This is a genomic window from Myxococcus sp. MxC21-1, assembly GCF_032612255.1.
Lineage (GTDB): Bacteria > Myxococcota > Myxococcia > Myxococcales > Myxococcaceae > Myxococcus > Myxococcus virescens.
Genome location: NZ_CP123278.1, coordinates 1158512 through 1176889, shown reverse-complemented (window position 1 = coordinate 1176889; position 18378 = coordinate 1158512). Strand labels below are relative to the sequence as shown.

At 69.7% G+C, this 18378-nt stretch carries 13 protein-coding genes and 2 pseudogenes; 11 read left to right on the top strand and 4 right to left on the bottom strand.

What is annotated here, in order from left to right:
* The first annotated feature begins 168 nt into the window (after positions 1 to 168).
* From QEG98_RS05615 to QEG98_RS05565, 11 genes and pseudogenes are all read left to right on the top strand, one after another.
* Complete coding sequence (locus QEG98_RS05615; RefSeq protein WP_140787805.1) at positions 169 to 1134, top strand: PLP-dependent cysteine synthase family protein; 966 nt, start codon at positions 169 to 171, stop codon at positions 1132 to 1134.
* A 78-nt stretch (positions 1135 to 1212) separates the two neighbouring features.
* Complete coding sequence (locus tag QEG98_RS05610; RefSeq protein ID WP_316566009.1) at positions 1213 to 1620, top strand: hypothetical protein; 408 nt, start codon at positions 1213 to 1215, stop codon at positions 1618 to 1620.
* Positions 1621 to 1747: 127 nt separating this feature from the next.
* Positions 1748 to 2665: a TolC family protein gene (locus QEG98_RS05605; RefSeq protein ID WP_316566008.1), complete on the top strand. Its 918-nt coding sequence runs from the start codon at positions 1748 to 1750 to the stop codon at positions 2663 to 2665.
* Positions 2548 to 3117, top strand: a complete 570-nt coding sequence (locus QEG98_RS05600; protein ID WP_316567832.1) for a TolC family protein — start codon at positions 2548 to 2550, stop codon at positions 3115 to 3117. Before QEG98_RS05605 ends, QEG98_RS05600 begins: the two co-directional genes overlap by 118 nt.
* Before the next feature lie 63 nt (positions 3118 to 3180).
* Positions 3181 to 4848, top strand: coding sequence for an efflux RND transporter periplasmic adaptor subunit (locus QEG98_RS05595; RefSeq protein WP_316566007.1), 1668 nt, complete (start codon positions 3181 to 3183; stop codon positions 4846 to 4848).
* Positions 4835 to 8035, top strand: coding sequence for a CusA/CzcA family heavy metal efflux RND transporter (locus QEG98_RS05590; RefSeq protein WP_316566006.1), 3201 nt, complete (start codon positions 4835 to 4837; stop codon positions 8033 to 8035). The genes QEG98_RS05595 and QEG98_RS05590 overlap by 14 nt, the downstream gene beginning before the upstream one ends.
* 120 nt (positions 8036 to 8155) lie before the next feature.
* Positions 8156 to 9001 carry an N-acetylmuramoyl-L-alanine amidase gene (locus QEG98_RS05585; RefSeq protein WP_316566005.1) on the top strand — a complete coding sequence of 282 codons (846 nt, stop codon included), beginning with the start codon at positions 8156 to 8158 and terminating at the stop codon, positions 8999 to 9001.
* A gap of 89 nt (positions 9002 to 9090) precedes the next feature.
* The gene (locus QEG98_RS05580; RefSeq protein ID WP_090485222.1) at positions 9091 to 9405 is read left to right on the top strand and encodes a hypothetical protein; all 315 of its coding nucleotides are present in this window, start codon (positions 9091 to 9093) and stop codon (positions 9403 to 9405) included.
* Positions 9406 to 9514: 109 nt separating this feature from the next.
* Positions 9515 to 10774 carry a TolC family protein gene (locus QEG98_RS05575; RefSeq protein WP_316566004.1) on the top strand — a complete coding sequence of 420 codons (1260 nt, stop codon included), beginning with the start codon at positions 9515 to 9517 and terminating at the stop codon, positions 10772 to 10774.
* Positions 10771 to 11969, top strand: a pseudogene (locus tag QEG98_RS05570) (efflux RND transporter periplasmic adaptor subunit). The gene QEG98_RS05575 and the pseudogene QEG98_RS05570 overlap by 4 nt, the downstream one beginning before the upstream one ends.
* Positions 11959 to 15108, top strand: a complete 3150-nt coding sequence (locus QEG98_RS05565) for an efflux RND transporter permease subunit (RefSeq protein WP_316566003.1) — start codon at positions 11959 to 11961, stop codon at positions 15106 to 15108. The pseudogene QEG98_RS05570 and the gene QEG98_RS05565 overlap by 11 nt, the downstream one beginning before the upstream one ends.
* 60 nt (positions 15109 to 15168) lie before the next feature.
* Here the strand turns inward: QEG98_RS05565 and QEG98_RS05560 are convergent, their stop codons facing one another.
* From QEG98_RS05560 to QEG98_RS05545, 4 genes and pseudogenes are all read right to left on the bottom strand, one after another.
* On the bottom strand, positions 15169 to 16050 hold the full coding sequence (locus QEG98_RS05560; protein ID WP_316566002.1) for a hypothetical protein: 882 nt from the start codon (positions 16048 to 16050) through the stop codon (positions 15169 to 15171).
* A 151-nt stretch (positions 16051 to 16201) separates the two neighbouring features.
* The gene (locus QEG98_RS05555) at positions 16202 to 17293 is read right to left on the bottom strand and encodes an aromatic ring-hydroxylating oxygenase subunit alpha (protein WP_011551102.1); all 1092 of its coding nucleotides are present in this window, start codon (positions 17291 to 17293) and stop codon (positions 16202 to 16204) included.
* An 87-nt stretch (positions 17294 to 17380) separates the two neighbouring features.
* Entirely contained in the window at positions 17381 to 17794 is a 414-nt protein-coding gene (locus QEG98_RS05550; RefSeq protein ID WP_316566001.1) for a four-helix bundle copper-binding protein, read from the bottom strand.
* A gap of 112 nt (positions 17795 to 17906) precedes the next feature.
* Positions 17907 to 18350 (bottom strand): annotated as a pseudogene (locus tag QEG98_RS05545) (heavy metal-binding domain-containing protein); the annotation flags it as partial.
* Positions 18351 to 18378 lie beyond the last annotated feature (28 nt).

The following is an 18378-nucleotide window of genomic DNA, read 5'->3' as shown; positions in this document are numbered from 1 at the left end:
GAGGTGTGCGGACCAGGCTCTTTCGTAGCCGTGCCTCCGCCTGAACGCCAGATGTTACGGGCACCAACAAGAGCGCTGTCGGGGCAGGCAGACAAGCGACTGTCCAGGAACCCAGCAAAAAGCTCATGACGGGTGCCCGACGCGCGGTTTCGCGATAGGGAAGGCCACATGCGCCCTCCCTGTCGCCCTCTTCCCGCGGACGGCCGCTTCCTCCAGGCCGTGGGTCCCACTCCGCTCGTCCCCGTACGTCTCCACGAGGAGGGCCCCACCATCTGGTGCAAGCTGGAGTTCCTCAACCCCAGCGGCTCCACCAAGGACCGCATCGCGCGCTACATGCTGGAGAAGGCGTGGCGCCAGGGGGAGCTGGTCCCCGGCGGCGAGGTCATCGAGGCGTCCAGCGGCTCCACGAGCATCGCCCTGGCGCTGGCTTGCGCCCAGATGGGCCTGCGCTTCACGGCGGTGATGCCGGAGGGCGTCACCGGGGAGCGCATCCTCACCATCCGTGCCTATGGTGGTGACGTGGTGCTGGTGCCGCGCGAAGCCGGTGTACACGGCGCCATCGTGAAGGCGGAGGAGCTGGCGCGTGAGCGCAAGGCCTTCGCGCCGCGTCAGTTCGAGAACCTGGACAACGCCGAGGCCCACCGGGTGTGGACGGGCCAGGAGATTCTGTCGCAAATCCCGGGCGGGCTGGTGCACGGCGTGGTCAGCGGCGTAGGCACGGGCGGCACCGTGGTGGGCCTGTACCAGGCCTTCGCGGAAGCAGGCTGTCCGGTGACGGCCTTCGTGGCGCGCCCCATCGCCGGCCTGGGCTGCGACATCGAATGTTGCAGCTTCAGCCCCCGCGTACCGGGCGTGGTGGATGGCATGTCCCGGCTGTACCGCGAGGCGGACATGCCGGGCCGCGTTGAAATCGACGTGTCGGACGACGTGGCCATGAGCACCGCCAGGGCGCTCATCCGCCGCGGCTTCCCGGTGGGACCGTCGTCCGGCCTCAACTACGTCGCCGCGGTGGAAGCCGCGAAGCGACTGGGCCCGGAGGCGCAGGTGGTGACGGTGTTCCCCGACCGCATGGAGCGCTACTTCTCCACCGAGCTCATCCAGCCCAAGCCCGTGCCAGCACGCGGCGCGGCATGAGTTGAATGGGAATGGCGCGGCGCGTGCGGAGTTGCACGCGCCGTCACGCCGCGCTATCTGCTGGGCAAGCCCACGCTCATGCTCGTCCGAGTCCTGACATTGCTGGTGGTCCTGGGGCTGCCTCCCATCGCGGGGGCGGCCGAGGGGCTGTTCCATCTCTGCCAGGGCACGGTGAAGCTGGACCTGACGTGTGTCTGCTCCCAGGCGAAGCGGACGAAGGCCGCGCCCGACGCTCAGGAAGCGGGCATCCGTGGCAACCACCACGACTGCTGCGGCGAGCTCGCCGTGCAGCTCCCGGCGCCGGAGCCCGTCACCGCGAGCTCACGCCATGCGTGGGCGCTGACACCCCTGGCGGTGCTTCCCCAGGCTGTCCTAGAGGTGCCGCCAGCGCCCGAGTCCCTGCCCACGTCGTGGGTGCGCATCCGGGGCGTGCATCACGCCACCGCGCCACCGCTGTACCTGCAGCACTGCTCCTACCTCATTTGAGACGTCCGGCCCGCATGCGCTGAGGCCTGGCGGGTGGACGTGTGTCCACCGGCCGGATTCCGCCCGCCGCCGGTGACGTCCTTCTCCCGGCGACAGGCTCGTATCCCGTCATCTGGAGCAGGAAGTCATGTCACCCCATGGAACCTGGAGGCGGTCCGCTACGCGGGCCGTGCTCGCCACCGGCGTCGCCGTGTGGCTGGGCCCCGGCGCGGCCGGAGCCAATGAGCAGCGGTATCAATCCCAACTCGAAGCCGTTGCCCGGCAGGCACCGGAGGCACAGGCACCAGAGCCCTTCACGAGCGCCACCGTGCTGGAGCGCGCGGAGCTGGTGCGGCAGGTGCTCGCGCGCAACCCCTCGCTGGAAGCAGCGCGTGAGGCGTGGCGCGCCAGTCTCGAACGCTACCCGCGTGAGACGGCGCTCGAAGACCCGATGCTGACCTATGAAGTCGCGCCGCTGAGCATCACGGGCAGCGTGCCCTTCGGACAGGTCGTGGGGCTGAGCCAACAGCTCCCCTTCCCCGGCAAGCGCGGCCTGCGGGGGGAGATGGCGCTGGCGGAAGCGCAAGCGATGCGCGAGGACCGCGAGGCCCTGCGTCTGCGCCTGGCCCTCATGGCCTCCACGCTCTTCGATGACTTGTTCGTCGTGGAGCGCTCGCTCGACGTCACGGCGGAGCACCTGCGGCTGCTCGGGCAGCTCAAGAAGAGCGCGGAGGCCCAATACGTCACCGGGCGCGCCTCGCAGCAGGATCCGCTCCAGGCGGAGGTGGAGCTGAGCGAGGTGCTGCGCGAACAGGTGATGTTCGAAGCCGAGCGCGAGCGGCTTCGCGCCCAGCTCAACGGCCTGCTGCACCGCGCCCCCAGGCACCGCTGCCGCCACTGCCGGAAGCCATGCCCGCGCATGCCGCGGAGTCCGTGCCCGCCGAACGGCTGCAAGACGAAGCGCTGCGCCTGCGCCCGGAGCTGGAGGGCCTGCGGGCCCGGCTCGGTGGTGGCGAGGCCGCCGTCCGGCTCGCGAAGCGCGACTACTACCCGGATGTCATGGTGATGGGTGAGTACAACTCCATGTGGATGGACACGCCCCACCAGTTCATGGCGGGCGTCACCCTCAACATCCCGCTCGACTTCGGCAAGCGGAAGGCCGCTGTGCGGGAGGCCGAATCCGGCCTGAAGCGCCTGCGCCGGGAGGAAGAGCAGCTCATCTCCGACATCCGCGTCGAGGTGGAACAGGCGCGCTCGCGTGCCGAGGAGGCGCGGCGCGTGGTGGCGCTCTTCCAGGAGCGGCTCATCCCCGCGGCGAAGGACCAGGTGTCCGCCGCCCGCGCGGGCTTCGAGAGCGGCAAGAACAGCTTCCAGGTCCTCATCGAGGCGGAGCGCGGCCTGCGCCGCGTGGAGCTGCGTGAACAGACAGCCCTGGCGGACGTGCAGCGCCGCCGGGCGGAGTTGGACAAGGCCATGGGCCACACCCCGGGACTGCCCCGGAACGGAGAGACGCGATGAGCCCCCGAACCGCCGCCGCATCGCCCCTGGCTGGGAGTGGTCGCCCTCGCCGTACTCGTCGCCGTGGCCTGGAAGCCCCTCGCGGGCTGGTTCTTCGGCTCCACCTCCCACACCGGCACCGCGCCCGCGACGCATGAGGCGCACAGCGGCGCGGGCACGCCGCTGCCCGACGCCGCTTTGGAGTACACGCGCGCGGCCTTCGAGTCCTACGAAGCCACACGGGCCTTGCTCGCGCAGGACACCCTGGAAGGACTCGAGGCCAGGGCGGGAGCGCTGAAGGCCGCGCTCCAGCAGGCCGCCGAGGCCACCCAGGGTCATGGCACGCCGCTGACGGCCTGGCTCCAGCAGGGCGCGGACGGCGCCGCGCAACTCGCCTCGGCGAAGGACGCCGAGGCAGCGCGCCAGCACTTCGCGCGCGTGAGTGAAGCGCTCATCGCCCTGGCGTCCGCCGACCCGCGGCTCCAGGAAGGCTGGCACGTCTTCGAATGCCCCATGGTGGAGGGGGTGAATCAGTGGCTCCAGCGCGAGCCCAAGCTGGAGAACCCGTACATGGGCCGGCGCATGCTGGCGTGTGGCACCGCCAGCGAGTGGCGCTCGGCCGCTCCCGCGGGTGCTCACGGCGAGAGTGAAATCGCGCACTACACCTGCCCCATGCACCCGTCCGTGAAGCAGCACGGCCCGGGCGCGTGCCCCATCTGCGGCATGGACCTGACCCCCGTCAGCCGCGCCGAGCTGGCGAGCGGCATCATCCGGGTGGACGACCTGCGGCGGCAGCGTATCGGCGTGAAGACGGCGAAGGTGGAGCAGGCCTCCATGGACCTGTCCCTGCGCGCGCTCGGCCGCGTCACCTTCGACGAGAAGTCGCTGGTGGACGTCACCCTCAAGCTGGACGGCTACATCCACGAACTGCGCGTCAATGCCACGGGCGAGCCGGTGAAGAAGGGTGACGTCCTCTTCACCCTCTACAGCCCGGAGCTCTACGCCGCGCAGCAGGAGTACCTGCTGGCGCGTCAGAGCCAGAGCGCGGCCAACGCGTCGCTCGTGGGCGCGGCGCGCAAGCGGCTGGAGCTGTGGGGCCTGTCCGCGGCGCAAATCGAGCGCGTCGCCCAGCGAGGCCAGCCGGTGGAGAACATGCCCTTCCTGGCGCCCGCCAGCGGCTACGTGCTGGAGAAGAACGTGGTGGAGGGCGCGGCGGTGAAGGCCGGTGAGCGCCTGTTCCGCATCGCCCCGCTGGCGAAGGTGTGGGTGGAAGCGGACGTGTACGAGCAGGACCTGGCGCGCGTGAAGCCGGGCCATCCGGTGGAAGTCACCCTGCCCTACCTGCCTGGGAAGAAATACGCGGGCAGCGTCGGCTACGTGTACCCGTCCCTGCAAGGCGCCACGCGCACCGGGCGCATCCGCATCGAGCTGCCCAACCCGGAGCTGGAGCTGAAGCCGGACATGTACGCGGACGTCCGCTTCATCCTGCAGGGCGGCGCGCCGCGACTCCAGATTCCCGACTCGGCCGTCATCTACACCGGCCCTCGGCGGCTGGTGTTCGTGGACCTGGGCGAGGGCCGGCTGCGCCCCCAGGAAGTGAAGCTCGGCATCAAGGGCAACGGCACCTACGAGGTGCTGGAGGGGCTGTCGCCCGGCGACGTCGTCGTCACCAGCGGCAACTTCCTCATCGCGGCGGAGAGCCGCATCCGCTCCGCCACGGACGACTTCGGAGGCAGCCATGCAGCCCACTGAGAACGGCGAACAGGGCTTCATCGGCCGCATCATCGGTGCGTGCGCGCGCAACCCGTTCCTCACCATCCTGCTGGTGGGCGGCCTGGCGGCGTGGGCCGTCCACGCGGTTCGCAACACCAAGCTGGACGCCATCCCCGACCTGTCCGACACGCAGGTCATCGTCTTCACCGAATGGATGGGACGTGGGCCGGATCTGGTCGAGGACCAGATCACCTACCCCATCTCCTCCTCCCTGCTGTCGGCGCCGAAGGTGAAGGCCGTCCGTGGCCAGTCCATGTTCGGCATGTCCTTCATCTACGTCATCTTCGAGGACGGCACGGACATGTACTGGGCGCGCAGCCGCGTGCTCGAATACATGGAGACGGCGCGCGGACGCCTGCCCGCGGGTGTGACGCCCATGCTGGGTCCGGACGCCACCGGCGTGGGCTGGGTGTTCCAGTACGCGCTCGTGGACGAGAGCGGCAAGCACTCCCTGGCGGACCTGCGCAGCCTCCAGGACTGGAACGTGCGCTACGCGCTGTCCAGCGTGCCCGGCGTGGCGGAAGTCGCCAGCGTGGGCGGCATCGTCAAGCAGTACCAGGTGCAGGTGGACCCCAACCAACTGCGCGCCTACGGCGTGACGCTGGGCGAGGTGACACGCGCGGTCCGCGAGTCCAACGAGGACGTGGGCGGCCGGGTGATGGAAATCGCGGGCCACGAGCACATCATCCGAGGGCGTGGCTACATCCGCTCCACGCAGGACATCGAGAACATCCCGCTGAAGGTGAGCGGGGACGGAACGCCCGTGCTGGTGCGCAACGTGGGCACGGTGAGCCTGGGGCCGGACATCCGCCGGGGTGTCGCGGAGCTGGACGGCAAGGGCGAGGTGGCCGGCGGCATCGTCGTCATGCGCTACGGGGAGAACGCGCTCACCGTCATCGACGCGGTGAAGGAGCGCCTGGAGGAGGTGCGCGCGGGCCTGCCGGAGGGCGTGGAGCTGGTCGTCACCTATGACCGCTCGGGGCTCATCGAGGAGTCCATCAGCACGCTCAGCCGGGCGCTGGTGGAGGAGATGCTGGTGGTCAGCCTCATCATCTTCCTCTTCCTGATGCACGCGCGCAGCGCGCTGGTCACCATCTTCACGCTGCCCCTGGCGGTGCTGCTCGCCTTCATCCCCATGTACTACCAGGGGCTCACCGCCAACATCATGAGCCTGGGCGGCATCATCGTCGCCATTGGCGCCATGGTGGATGCCTCCATCATCATCGTGGAGAACATCCACAAGAAGCTGGAGGCGTGGGAGGCGGAAGGCCGCCCCGGCGAGCGGCGCGAGGTCATCATCTCCGCGATGCAGGAGGTGGGGCCCTCCATCTTCGGCACGCTGCTGGTGCTCACCGTCGCCTTCCTCCCCGTCTTCACGCTGGAGGCCACCGAAGGCCGGCTCTTCAAGCCGCTGGCGTACACGAAGACGTACTCCATGGGCTTCGCCGCGGTGCTGGCGGTGACGCTCACGCCCGCGCTGGCGGTGCTCTTCATCCGCGGACGCATCCGCCGGGAGGACGAGAACCCCCTCAACCGCTGGCTGGTGGCCCTCTACATGCCGGTGGTGCGCTTCGTGGTGCGGCACGCCAAGGTGGTGGTGGCGCTGTCCGTGGTGGCCATGGCGCTGACGGTGCCAGCCTTCATGCGGCTGGGCCATGAGTTCATGCCGCCGCTCAACGAAGGCGCCATCCTCTACATGCCCACCTCGCCGCCGGGCATGTCCATCACCGAGGCGACGCGCATCCTCCAGTCCATGGACGCGGAGCTGAAGCGCATTCCAGAGGTGGTCAGCGTCTTCGGCAAGGCGGGCCGCGCGGAGACGGCCACGGACCCGGCGCCCCTGTCCATGTTCGAGACGACGGTGGTGCTCAAGCCGAAGTCCGAGTGGCGCAAGGGCCTCACCTGGGAAGCCCTGCTGACGGAGATGGACGAGACGCTCCAGTACCCGGGCATGCCCAACATCTTCTGGATGCCCATCCAGACGCGCACGGAGATGCTGGCCACCGGCATCCGAAGTCCGCTGGGCATCCAGGTGTTTGGCGACGACCTGGACACGCTGGAGCAGGCAGCGGTGGCCATTGAAAAGGCCGTGGCCCAGGTGCCCGGCACGCGCAGCGCGTTCGCGGACCGCTCCACCGGTGGCTTCTACGTGGACATCGAGGTGAAGCGGGAAGAGGCCGCGCGCCTGGGCCTGGGCGTGAAGGACATCAACGAGGTGGTGATGGGCGCCATCGGCGGAGAGAACGTCTCCCAGACGGTGGAGGGCCGCGAGCGCTACCCCATCAACGTGCGCTACGCGCGTGAGTACCGCGACAGCCCCGAGCTGTTGAAGGAAGTGCTGGTCCCCACCCCGGCCGGCGCGCAGGTGCCGCTGGCCCAGGTGGCGGACGTGCGCTTCGTGCAGGGCCCGCCGATGATTCGCAGCGAGGGCGGCAAGCTCGTCACCTACGTCTTCGTCGACACCGCGCGGCCCATCGCGGACTACGTGAAGGACGCGAAGGCGGCGGTGGCGCGCGAGGTGAAGACGCCCACCGGCGTGCGCGTGGAGTGGAGCGGCCAGTTCAAGTACTTCGAGCGCGCCACGGAGAAGCTCAAGGTGGTGATTCCCGTCACCCTGCTGCTGGTGTGCCTGCTGCTGTACTTCAGCACGAAGTCCGTGGTGGAGATGGGCATCGTCCTGCTGGCGGTACCCTTCAGCCTGATTGGCGCGGTGTGGCTGCTGTACCTGCTCGACTACAACATGAGCATCGCCGTGTGGGTGGGGCTCATCGCGCTGGCCGGGCTGGACGCGGAGACGGGCGTGGTGATGCTGCTCTACCTCACCCTGGCCCATCAGAAGGCGGGCCAGGAGGGACGGCTGCGCTCCATGGCCGACCTGACGGAGACCATCGTTGATGGCGCGGCGCGTCGTATCCGTCCCAAGCTGATGACGGTGATGACGGACATGATTGGCCTGCTCCCCGTGCTGTGGAGCACCGGCACGGGCGCGGACGTGATGAAGCGCATCGCCGCGCCGCTGGTGGGCGGACTCGTGACGTCGTTTTTACTCGAGCTGACCGTGTATCCGGCCATCTTCGCCCTCTGGAAGCGGCGCCACCTTCCCCAGGAGCAGCCAGAGGAAGGCACAGGAGAGCCACCCCTGCCCGCTGAAACTCAGACAGCCTGAAAAAGTGCAATCTGGCTGAATCTGGACACTCGAGTTCGCCCCGGGAGTTACGCAACTCCCGGGGACTGGGCGCCGATAATCCGGGCAGATTCACGCAGCCTCTACCCCCTGGAAGCCCTCATGAGCCTTCGCCTGCCCTCGCTCTCCTCCGTGTTCCGCGCCACTCAGGCGCAGGCCCCCCGCACCGCCGCCGCCGCGGCCTCCACGGTCTCCGCGCCGCCCGCGGGCCTGCGCAAGGGCGACTCCGGGCCCAAGGTGAAGCAGTTGCAGGATGCGCTCGTGAAGGTGGGCTACATGACGAAGGCCCAGGTGACGACGGGCCCCGGCACCTTCGGTCCGCAGACGGAAACGGCGGTGAAGAAGTTCCAGGCGGACAACAAGCTGCCCACCACCGGCTTCTACGGTGACCTCACGCACGCGGCGCTGAAGAAGGCGCTGGGCACCAGCGGCCCCACCACGCCCACCACCCCGGGCGGCAAGTTCACCAAGCCCGCGGTCATCAACGCGCCCTCGCCGAACCAGAACTCGCGCGGCGGGACGAAGATCGACACCATCGTCATGCACCACACCGCGACCAACAACGGCGCGGGCGACCTGGCGTGGATGCGCAATCCGCAGAGCAAGGTGTCCGCGCACTACATGGTGGACCGCGACGGGAAGATCTATCAGCTGGTCGGTGACGACAAGCGCGCCTGGCACGCGGGCAAGGGCGAGCTGCACGGCGTGCCCTCGGACATCAACAACCGCTCCATTGGCATCGAAATCGTGAACGACGGCAGCGGAAAGACGCCCTTCACCGAGGCGCAGTACCAGTCGCTCACCCAGCTCACCGGCTACCTGAAGCAGCAGCACAACATTCCGATGAAGAACATCGTGGGCCACGCCGACGTGGCGGTGCCCAAGGGCCGCAAGAACGACCCGGCGCCCAACTTCGATTGGAACCGGCTGCGCAAGGGCATCTCCTGACAGTCGTCTTCCCCTGCGTGCGAGGAGGCTCCCCCAGTGTGAGTCCCTCGCACGCATTGCGTTTGGAAACGTGGTAGAAGGCCGCCAGCGTGCTCCGAATCTGGCTCATCGTCTGCCTGTTCCTGTTCGCCCCGGGCCTGGGGGGTTTGATGCCCACCCTCACTGGCGCGGTGGGCGAGGTCTGCACGCAGAGCTGCCCGGACGATGATGACCAGGGGCAGTGCGCCCCGGACTGCATCGACTGCACCTGCTGTGCCCACGTGCGCACCGTGGCCGCGCATGCCCCGCCGCCTTCCTTCGTGCTGCTCGTGTCGCGGCCCTTGCGCGTCGCCTACGAGAAGGCCGAACCGTTGTCGGCCGACGGGCGTGACATCCTCCACGTCCCCATAGCCCCCCTCGCGTAGGTCGCGTCCGCCGTCTCGTTCGCTCGCGTCCGCCAGGACAGGTGTGCCCGTGTGTCATCGCGGGGCACGCTCCACCTGACGCACGCCTCCCTTTCGCGAGGTCATCGCCGTGCCCCATCCACTCACGGTGGCAGCCTTCGGGCTCGCCGCCGCACTCCTGTTTCCACGTGTCGCCGCGGCCCAGCCGGGCTCCGCCGACGCCGCGCTGTCCCTTGAAGAAACCCTGGCCCTGGCCCGCCAGCGCGCACCCGCGCTGCTGGATGCCGCGGGCCGCGCCGCCGAGGCCCAGGGCCCCGTGGCGGCCGCCGCGTCGCTGCTGAACGACAACCCCACCTTCGAGCTCCAGGCGGGCCCCGCAGTGCCCCTGGCTCGCCGGGAACCCCGCCGAGCGCGGGCTGGACTTGAGCGTGGGCATCAGCCGGCCTTCGAGCTGGGCGGAAAGGGCGGCGCCCGCCGGGCATCCGCGCGCGCCGGTCTGGAGATGGAGACGGCCCTCCAGCGCGACGCCGAGCGCCGGGTGCTGGGCGACGTCGCCGCGCGCTTCCTCCAAGCGCTGCACGCGCGGGAGCGGCTGAGCCTCGCGCGGGAAGCCGAGGCCGCCGCCCGGGAGACCGCGAACTCCGCCCAGCGGCGCTTCGAGGCCGGTGATGTGCCCGTGGTGGACGTCAACGTGGCGCGCGTGTCCCTGGCCCGCCTGCGCGCGGAGGTGGCCACCGCGGAGGGGGACGAGGCCGTCCAACTCCACCAGTTGCGCGCGATGCTGGGCCTTCCGCTCACGCATCCGTTGGCCATCCGCGGTGAGCTGCGAGTGCTCGCGCTCCAGCCTGTCACGGAGGCGAAGACAGACACCGTGGCGGCGCGGCCCGATATCACCGCGCTGGAAGCGGAGCTTGCCCAGGCGGATGCCGACCGCCGCATGGGCCGGGCGAGCGTCTGGCCGGACATCACCGCGGGGTTTCTGTACCAGCGGGAGATTGATGAAACCGCCTACCTCGGCGCCCTGAGCGTGCCGCTGCCGATCTTCGACCGGGGAGACAACGCCCGGGTGACGGGCGATGCCCGCGTGCGCCGGCTCCAATCCCTGCTGGCCGCGGCCCGGGTGGAAGTGGACGTCCAGGTGGAGGCCGCGCGCGTGCAGCACCGCAAGCGACTGGAAGCCGTGACGCTGCTGGAAGCCGACGCCCTGCCGCTGCTCAATGACAACGAGCGTCTCGCTCGCCGCTCCTACGAAGCCGGAGAGATGGGCCTCGCCGAATTCCTCCTCGTTCGCCGCGACACGCTGGAAGCGCGTGCCGCCTACCTCGACAGCCTCCTCCAGGCAGCCCTCGCCCGCATCCAACTGGCCGTGGAAACTGGAGCCCTTCCATGAGGCCCCTCCACGTCGCGGTGGCCGCCCTCCTCCTGCTCACCGCCTGCAAGCGCGAGGCGCCACACGACGAGCAGGAACACGGACATGACGAGCCCTCCGCCCAGGAAGCTGCCCACCACGACGACCATGGCGAGCCCCACGTCCGCATCGCGTCGGAGATGTTGAGAGACTTGCGCATCACCACCGCGCCCGTGGGCGTGCGCCCGGGCGGTGAGAATGTCACCGTCCTGGGAGAGCTCACCTTCAGCGAGGACGCCTACGCGGAGGTGGCCTCCCCCATCGCCGCCCGTGTGAGCGCCGTCTTCGTCACCACCGGTCAGGCGGTGAAGCGAGGCGAAAAGCTCGCGGACCTGCGCAGCCCCGAGCTGGGCAAGGCGCGCGCGGCGCTGCAAGCGGCCCAGGCCCAGGCCCAGGCCGCGCGTCAGGCCGCCGAGCGCAAGCGCACGCTCGCTGACGAGCGCATCATCGCGAGCAAGGACGTGCAAGCCGCCGAAGCAGAGGCCGCCGCCGCCGAGGCCGCTGTCGCCGCCGCGCGCGCGGAGCTGGTGGCCCTGGGCGTGAGCGAAGAAGAGCTGCGCGGCGGCAACGTCCCCCGGGCTTCGTCCTGCGCGCCCCCCTGTCCGGCACCGTCGTCGAACGCACCGCGCGGATGGGGCAGATGGCGGACCCCAACCTGCCGCTGTTCTGCATTGGTGACGTGTCCTCGCTGTGGCTGGTGGTGCACGCCTTCGAGCGTGACGCCGTGCGCATCCAGCGTGGCACGCAGGCCCGCATCACCTTCGCGGCCTTTCCGGGCCAGGAGTTCATGGCGAAGGTGGGCCACGTGGGGCAGCGCGTGGATGCGACATCACGCACCATCCCCGTGAGGCTGGAGCTGGACAACGCCGACGGCCAACTTCGGCCCGGCATGTCCGCGTCGGCCTACATCCCGCTGGGGGACCCGGGAGCGCCCATCACCGCCGTGCCCGCGGCGGCGCTCCAGCGGCTGGAAGGTGGCTGGGTGGCCTTCCTGCCCACGGACGCGCGCGGCGTCTTCGAGCGGCGCGAGGTGGGCCGGGGCCGCACGCTGGGCGGCGACGTGGAGGTCCTCACCGGACTGAAGCCCGGCGAGCAGGTGGTGGTGGAAGGCGCGTTCCTGCTCAAGGCGGAGGCGGAGAAGTTGAGCGGCGGAGGGAGTGACGGCCATGCGCACTGAGGCCCCCGACTCCTGGATGAGCCGCATCCTGCGGGCCTCCTTCGCCCGGCCTGGTCTCACCGTGGTGCTGGCCCTGGCGCTCTCCGCCTTCGGCGCGGTGGCGCTCCAGGGGCTGACGCGCGACGTGTTCCCGGACCTGTCCGCGCCCATCTTCAACGTCATCGTGCAGAACCCGGCGATGGGCGCGCAGGAGCTGGAGACGGCCGTGGCCATCCCCATGGAGGTGGCGCTCGCGGGATTGCCCGAGGTGCGCCGCATCCGCTCCACCTCGCAGCTGGGCGTCACCCAGCTCACGGTGGAGTTCGAGCCAGACGCCGACTACTTCCGCAGCCGGCAGTATGTCGTCGAACGCGTGGCCCAGGCGCAGAGCGAGCTCCCCCCCGGCACGGACGCGCCGCTGGTCTCCAGCCTCACCGGGCGGCTCAACGAGGTGTTCGAGTTCACCCTGGAAGCGGAGCCCGGCGCGGCGGAGTTGATGACGCTGCGGGATCTGGCTGAGTTCGAGGTGAAGAACCGGCTGCTCGCCGTGCCCGGCGTCGCCGGTGTGGAGCGCCTGGGTGGCTACCTGCGCCAGTTCCAGGTGCAGCTCGACCCGGACCAGATGGTGGCGCGCGGCATCACCCTGAACCAGGTGGAGCACGCGCTGGAGGGCGCGAACCTGAACGCCTCGGGCGGCTTCGTGGTGCAGGGCCCCATGGAGTGGACGGTGCGCGCGGTGGGGCGCGCGGAGTCCGTGGAGGACCTGCGCGACACCGTGGTCGCCGTGCGCGACAGCACGCCCGTGCTGCTGGGTGACGTGGCCGACATCCGCGAGGCCCCCGCCGTGCGCCGGGGCATCGCCCACCGGCTGAAGGGCGAGGTGGTGAGCTGCCGGGTCATCAAGCAGTTCGGCGCGGACACACAGCAGGTGACGGCGGGCATCCGCGTCGCCATCCAGGAGTTGAAACAGGGCCTGCCGCCCGGTGTGCAGCTTCGCATCGTGTATGACCAGTCGGTGCTGGTGGACTCCGCGCTGGGCGGCGTCAGCCGGGCCATCCTGCTGGGCGCGGTGCTGGTGGTGCTCGTGCTCTTCCTGCTCCTGGGAGACTGGCGCGCGGCGCTCATCGTCACGCTCACCCTGCCCTTGTCCCTGGCGCTGGCGGGCGTGCTGCTGAAGTTCGCCGGCATCGGCATCAACACGATGACGCTGGGAGGGCTGGCCATCGCCGTGGGCCTGCTGGTGGACGCGGCCATCATCGTCACGGAGAACATCGTCCACCGCCTGCGTGAAGCGAAGGGCACGGCTTCGCGGCGCGACGTGGCGCTGGCGGCGTCCATGGAGATGGCCCGGCCCATCGCCTTCGCCACGCTCATCGTCGTCTCCGTGTTCATCCCCCTGTTCGCCATGACGGGCATCGAGGGGCGCATGTACCAACCGCTCGCCGCGGCCGTGGTGGCCTGCCTGACGGCGTCGCTGGGACTGGCGCTGACGCTGGTGCCAGTGGCGTCCGGGCTCTTCCTTCGCGCGCCCCGCGAAGGGCAGCCCGAGGACGTGTGGGTCATCCGCAAAATCAAGCACGTCTACGCGCCCATGCTGGAGGCGTGCATGCGCCACGCGGGCCTCGTGCGGCTGGTGGCCCTGGCCGTCACCGTGCCCGCGCTGTCACTGGCCTTCGTGGTGGGCAGCGACTTCATGCCGAAGCTGGATGAAGGCGCGCTGCTGCTCCAGACGGTGCTGCCGCCGGAGGCCTCGCTGGAGGAGGTGGACCGGCTCAACCACCTGGTGGAGGACGCGCTGTTGAAGTTCCCCGAGGTGGAGGACGTGGTGCGCCGCACGGGCCGTGCCGAACGCACGGAAGACCCGATGCCGCACACGCTGTCGGACGTGCTCGTCATCCTCAAGCCAGAGCGAGGACGCTCGATGGAGGACCTGGAAGCCGCGATGCGCGAGGCGGTGGGACAGGTCCCTGGCGTGTCGACGCTGTTCACCACGCCCTTGGGCATGCGCATCGATGAAGGGCTTGGCGGCAGCCCCGCGGACCTCTCCGTGCGCATCTTCGGGCCGGAGTTGGAGACGCTGGCCGGACTGGCCGAGCGGGCGCAGGCCATCATGGCGAAGGTGGAAGGCGTGGAGGACCTGCGGGCGGAGAAGCTGACCGGCCTTCCCCAACTCCGCATCACCGTGAACCGCGCCGCGGTGGCGCGCGTGGGCCTGACACCCGGAGACGTCATCCACGCCGTGAAGGTGGGAATGGTGGGCCAGGAGTTCGCCCAGGTGTGGAAGGGCCAGCGCCGCTATGACTTGCTGTTGCGGCTGGCGGACCACCGCCGGGGTGACGCCACCGCCATCCGGGGCCTGCTGGTGGACGGGCATGACGGCACGCGCATCCCGTTGAGCCAACTGGCCACCATCGAGGAGACGTTCGGCGCGGGCAGCATCCGCCGCGAGGCGGGCAGCCGGCGCATCGCCGTGGAGGCCAGCGTCGCGGGCAGGGACTTGGGCAGCACGGCGGCCGAGGTGCGCGAGCGACTGGCGGCGGAGCTGAAGCTGCCCACCGGCTACTTCCTGGACGTGGGCGGCCGGGTGGAGAGCCAGCAGCGCGCCGCGCAGGCGATGACGGTCGCCATCGCGGTGGCCCTGCTCGCGGTGTTCATCCTGCTGTACCTGGCGCTGGGCTCGCTGGCGGAGTCGCTGGTCATCATCGCCACCCTGCCGGACGCCTTCGTCGGCGGCATCCTCGCGCTGCTCATCGCCGGGGAGACGTGGAACGTGTCCAGCCTGGTGGGCCTCATCGGACTGTTTGGCATTGCCGTCCAGAATGGCCTGGTGCTGGTGGCGCAGACGAAGCTGCTCATGCAGCACGGCAAGCCCTTCGAGGAGGCGATTCGCGAGGCGAGCATCGGCCGCGTCCGCCCCAAGCTGATGACGGCTGGCACCGCCATCCTGGGCCTGCTGCCGCTGCTGGTGCTGCCACTGCACGGCACGGAAGTGGAGCGCCCCCTGGCCGTCGTCATGGTGGGCGGGCTCGTCACCTCCACGCTGTTCACCCTGCTGGTGCTGCCCACCTTCTATGCCTTCGTGCACGGGTGGCAGGAGCGGGTGACACAGCGGATGGCCGCCCGGAAGGCGGCTCGGGCACAGACGTCCGTGGCGCCCTGAGACGACGCACCGCCAGGGGAGCCGCCGCCCTGTCCTCGCAGGGCGGCGGCGAACCTGCGACTACTTCGCGTTGGTGACCATGTCGGCGCGCACCTTGCCGACGATGCCTTCCCACTTCCCGTTGGCGCCATGGCCGTGGGATTCGCCGTCGTCGCGGAACTTCACGAAGTGGTTGGTCCACTTGGCACGACCACCCTCACAGGCGGTGGTGCCCGTGGTCAGGTCGTTGCAGAACCAGTCGGACGGGTTGCAGTAGGCCCCGCCCGCGCTGCCCGACACGCCGCCCGTGGAGTGGTACGACACCGCGTCGTCGTCCTGCCCCGGGAGGAGCCCCGAGTACACCTTGCCCTTGGCGCCCGCGAACATATTGAAGCGGATGCCGCGCGTGGTGTTGTGGTTGTACATGGCGCGCGCGGTGGTCGTCACAAGGTCACTGACGATGGGGTCACTCACGGCCCACTCCCCCATGTCCGCCAGTTCGCTGCCTCCAGCAGCACCCGACGCCACGTTCACCCACTTGATGTTCCAGCCCGTCTGCGTCTTCCCATCGGTGTTGCCACACACACCGTTGGCATTCGGTGTCGCGTTCTTCTTGTAGCGCGCCGAGCCGCCATACAGCGCCAGCGCGTAACCAATCTGGAGGTTCCCCGCGCTGTGCACCGCGATGTAGCACCAGTTGTCTCCGGTGCAGTAACAGTCGAGCGCATCCCGGATGCGCTCATTCTGCCCACCAATGCGCTGCCGCCCGTCCCAGTTGACGGCCTTCTTGTTCACCCCGGCCGCCGTGGACGCGGGCCCCCAGGCGGAGAAGTCGGCGTAGTTGCCTGGCTTCGTGCCTCCGGAGTTCTTCCCGTGAATCCACAGGGTGTAGTTGGTGGCCAACGCCTGGGGCGCGAACAGCAGCGCCGCGACTGCCAGCGCCGCGCGAACGGGAAACCGCATGGGGACTCCGGGGGAATTGCGAGGGGGCGCCACGCTAACAGCAGGCAAGTGTTTCAGCCCAGGGCTCCATTCAGATACATGGAGCGGCCCCAGGTATCGTGAGACCCAGTGTCTCCACCGTGTCTCACGACACGCCGCGTCGCAATGGCTCTCAGGTCCGCATCTTCAGTCGTGTTTCATGCACCGCGTCCCCCACGGCGCCAGGCTTCTCGCGCTCGGCGGCGCGCAGCAGGCGGAGGATGCCGGGACCGAGCACGTCGATTTCCGTGGAGGCATAGGCCTCCGTGCCGAAGCGGCGGATGGTCTCCGTCTGCTGCCGGAGGATGCGCGCGTCCTGCCCGAAGATGTGGAGCGCCACGGGCATGAGGAGCGGGAGCGCCGCGCGCACCAACCAGCGGGGCAATGGCAGACGGAACGTCACCACCGCGTACACCAGCGTGTCCCAGTCCGACACGGGCGTCATCGCGGAGGTCACCATGATGTGGCTGGTATCACCGATGCGGTACTCCACCTGGGCGATGGAGGGCATCAGGAAGCGATCGAAGTGCTGCACCACCCCGCCCCCCGGCGCGAGCAGCCGGCCCACGAGCCCGCTGGGACGCGGCTCGCCGATGTACTCGGCCTCCACCTTGTCCGCGCTCCGGCGCACCACCACGTCGATTTCGTTCCGCTTCTCCTCGGTGCGGAACAGCCCACCATGGAGGTACGCGGTGTGGGGCACGTCCAGCGTGTTCTCCAGCGTGGAGTGCAGCGAACCGGGGGCCCGAAGCGTGCGGCGCACGGTGGTGTATTCGCGCGCCTCCAGAAGCGGGAAGCGGTAGGGCTCCGTGGTGGGCTCGACGCCCGGCGTGGAGTAGACCCAGACGAAGCCATCCTGCTCACGCGTGGCATGCGCCGTGGCACAGCGAGCACGCGCGCCGGGCTCGCCCAGGAAGCCAGGGATGGCGCGGCACTGGCCCGCGCCGTCGAAACGCCAGCCGTGGTAGCCGCACTGGAGCTGGCCTTCCTTCACCCGGCCCAGCGACAGCGGCACGTTGCGGTGCGGGCAGCGGTCCACCAGGGCCGCGGGCTTGCCGCCCTCACCTCGGAAGAGCACCAGGGGCGAGCCCTGGAGCGTGCGCGCCAGGGGCTTGTCTCCCAGCTCACTCGAAGCGCAGAGGATGAACCAGGCGTTGGGCAGGTGGACGACGGAGATATGTCCAGCGGGCGTACCGGAGGTGCGCCCCTCCTCGCGAGAGCTCATGGAGCGCACTCTAATCGGCCTCGACGGCGCGTGAAGGGCTCCGCGACAGGGCCGTTCCGGCTTGCCTGGACTCTTCCGGGCGACCCCTCACGCGGGAAGGTCGGCGGCGCGCTGGGCGGCCTCCGGGTTGGGCGTCTGCGACATGACACCGCCGCCCATCCTCCAGCACGAATCCGAGCACTGGGTGCACATGTCCGCGCAGGCCTTCATCACCACGTCCTCGCCCATCTGCGCGCAGGACTCCGCGCAGCGCCCGCAGACTTCCGAGCAGGCGAAGCAGGTGCGGCTATGCAGCTCCGAGCCCCGCAGCATGAAGTTCGCGCTCGTCTGGCAGATTTCCGCGCAGTCCATCAACAAGCGCAGGTGTCTGGCCTCCGCATACTTTCCGCCCATTCCCAGACAATACGTCAGCGTCTCCATGCAGATGCGATGACAGGCCAGGCAGTCCTCGATGCACTGGCGCATGTCGCTGTCGGCGTTCATCGCTTCGGCTACGGCCATGGTGTCCACCTCTCCCAGGGTGCGGTGCTTTCGAGCTCAAGGGTGGGCATCCCAGCGCCGCGCGGGTGGGCCTCGGCGGGCCGCCCGCCCCCAGCCCGAGGGAGAGGGCTCGAAGCGTCTCTGGCTCCAGTGCCATGCCGCACTTGGGACAGGCGCCGGGATGCAACTGACGGACCTCCGGGTCCATGGGGCAGACGTACAGTGTCCCCGGTTCCGGCGCGGTCTCCGCGGGCGAGAGGTAGCGCTCCGGGTCCGCGCGAAACCGCTCCCGGCACCGGGGATTGCAGAAGGCGTGGGTCAACCCGGCGTGCTCCGGGTGACCGCCCTTCGGGGCGTTCGGGTCCACCTTCATGCCGCAGACGGGGTCGATGGCGGGCGCCTCCCCGGCCGGAGAGGGAGGGGGCGTGCGGGAATGCGGCACGTGCGAAGGGTGTTGGGGCCTGGCGCTTCGAGGCTCCTTTCGCCCAGGCCAACGAATCGCCCAGGCCAACGAAGCACCCGGCCGACTCCAACTGGGTGTTTCTCTAGAGGTAATCGCTCCTCCGGCCACGGACATTCATCTTGACCTCCAAGCACATTCCCTC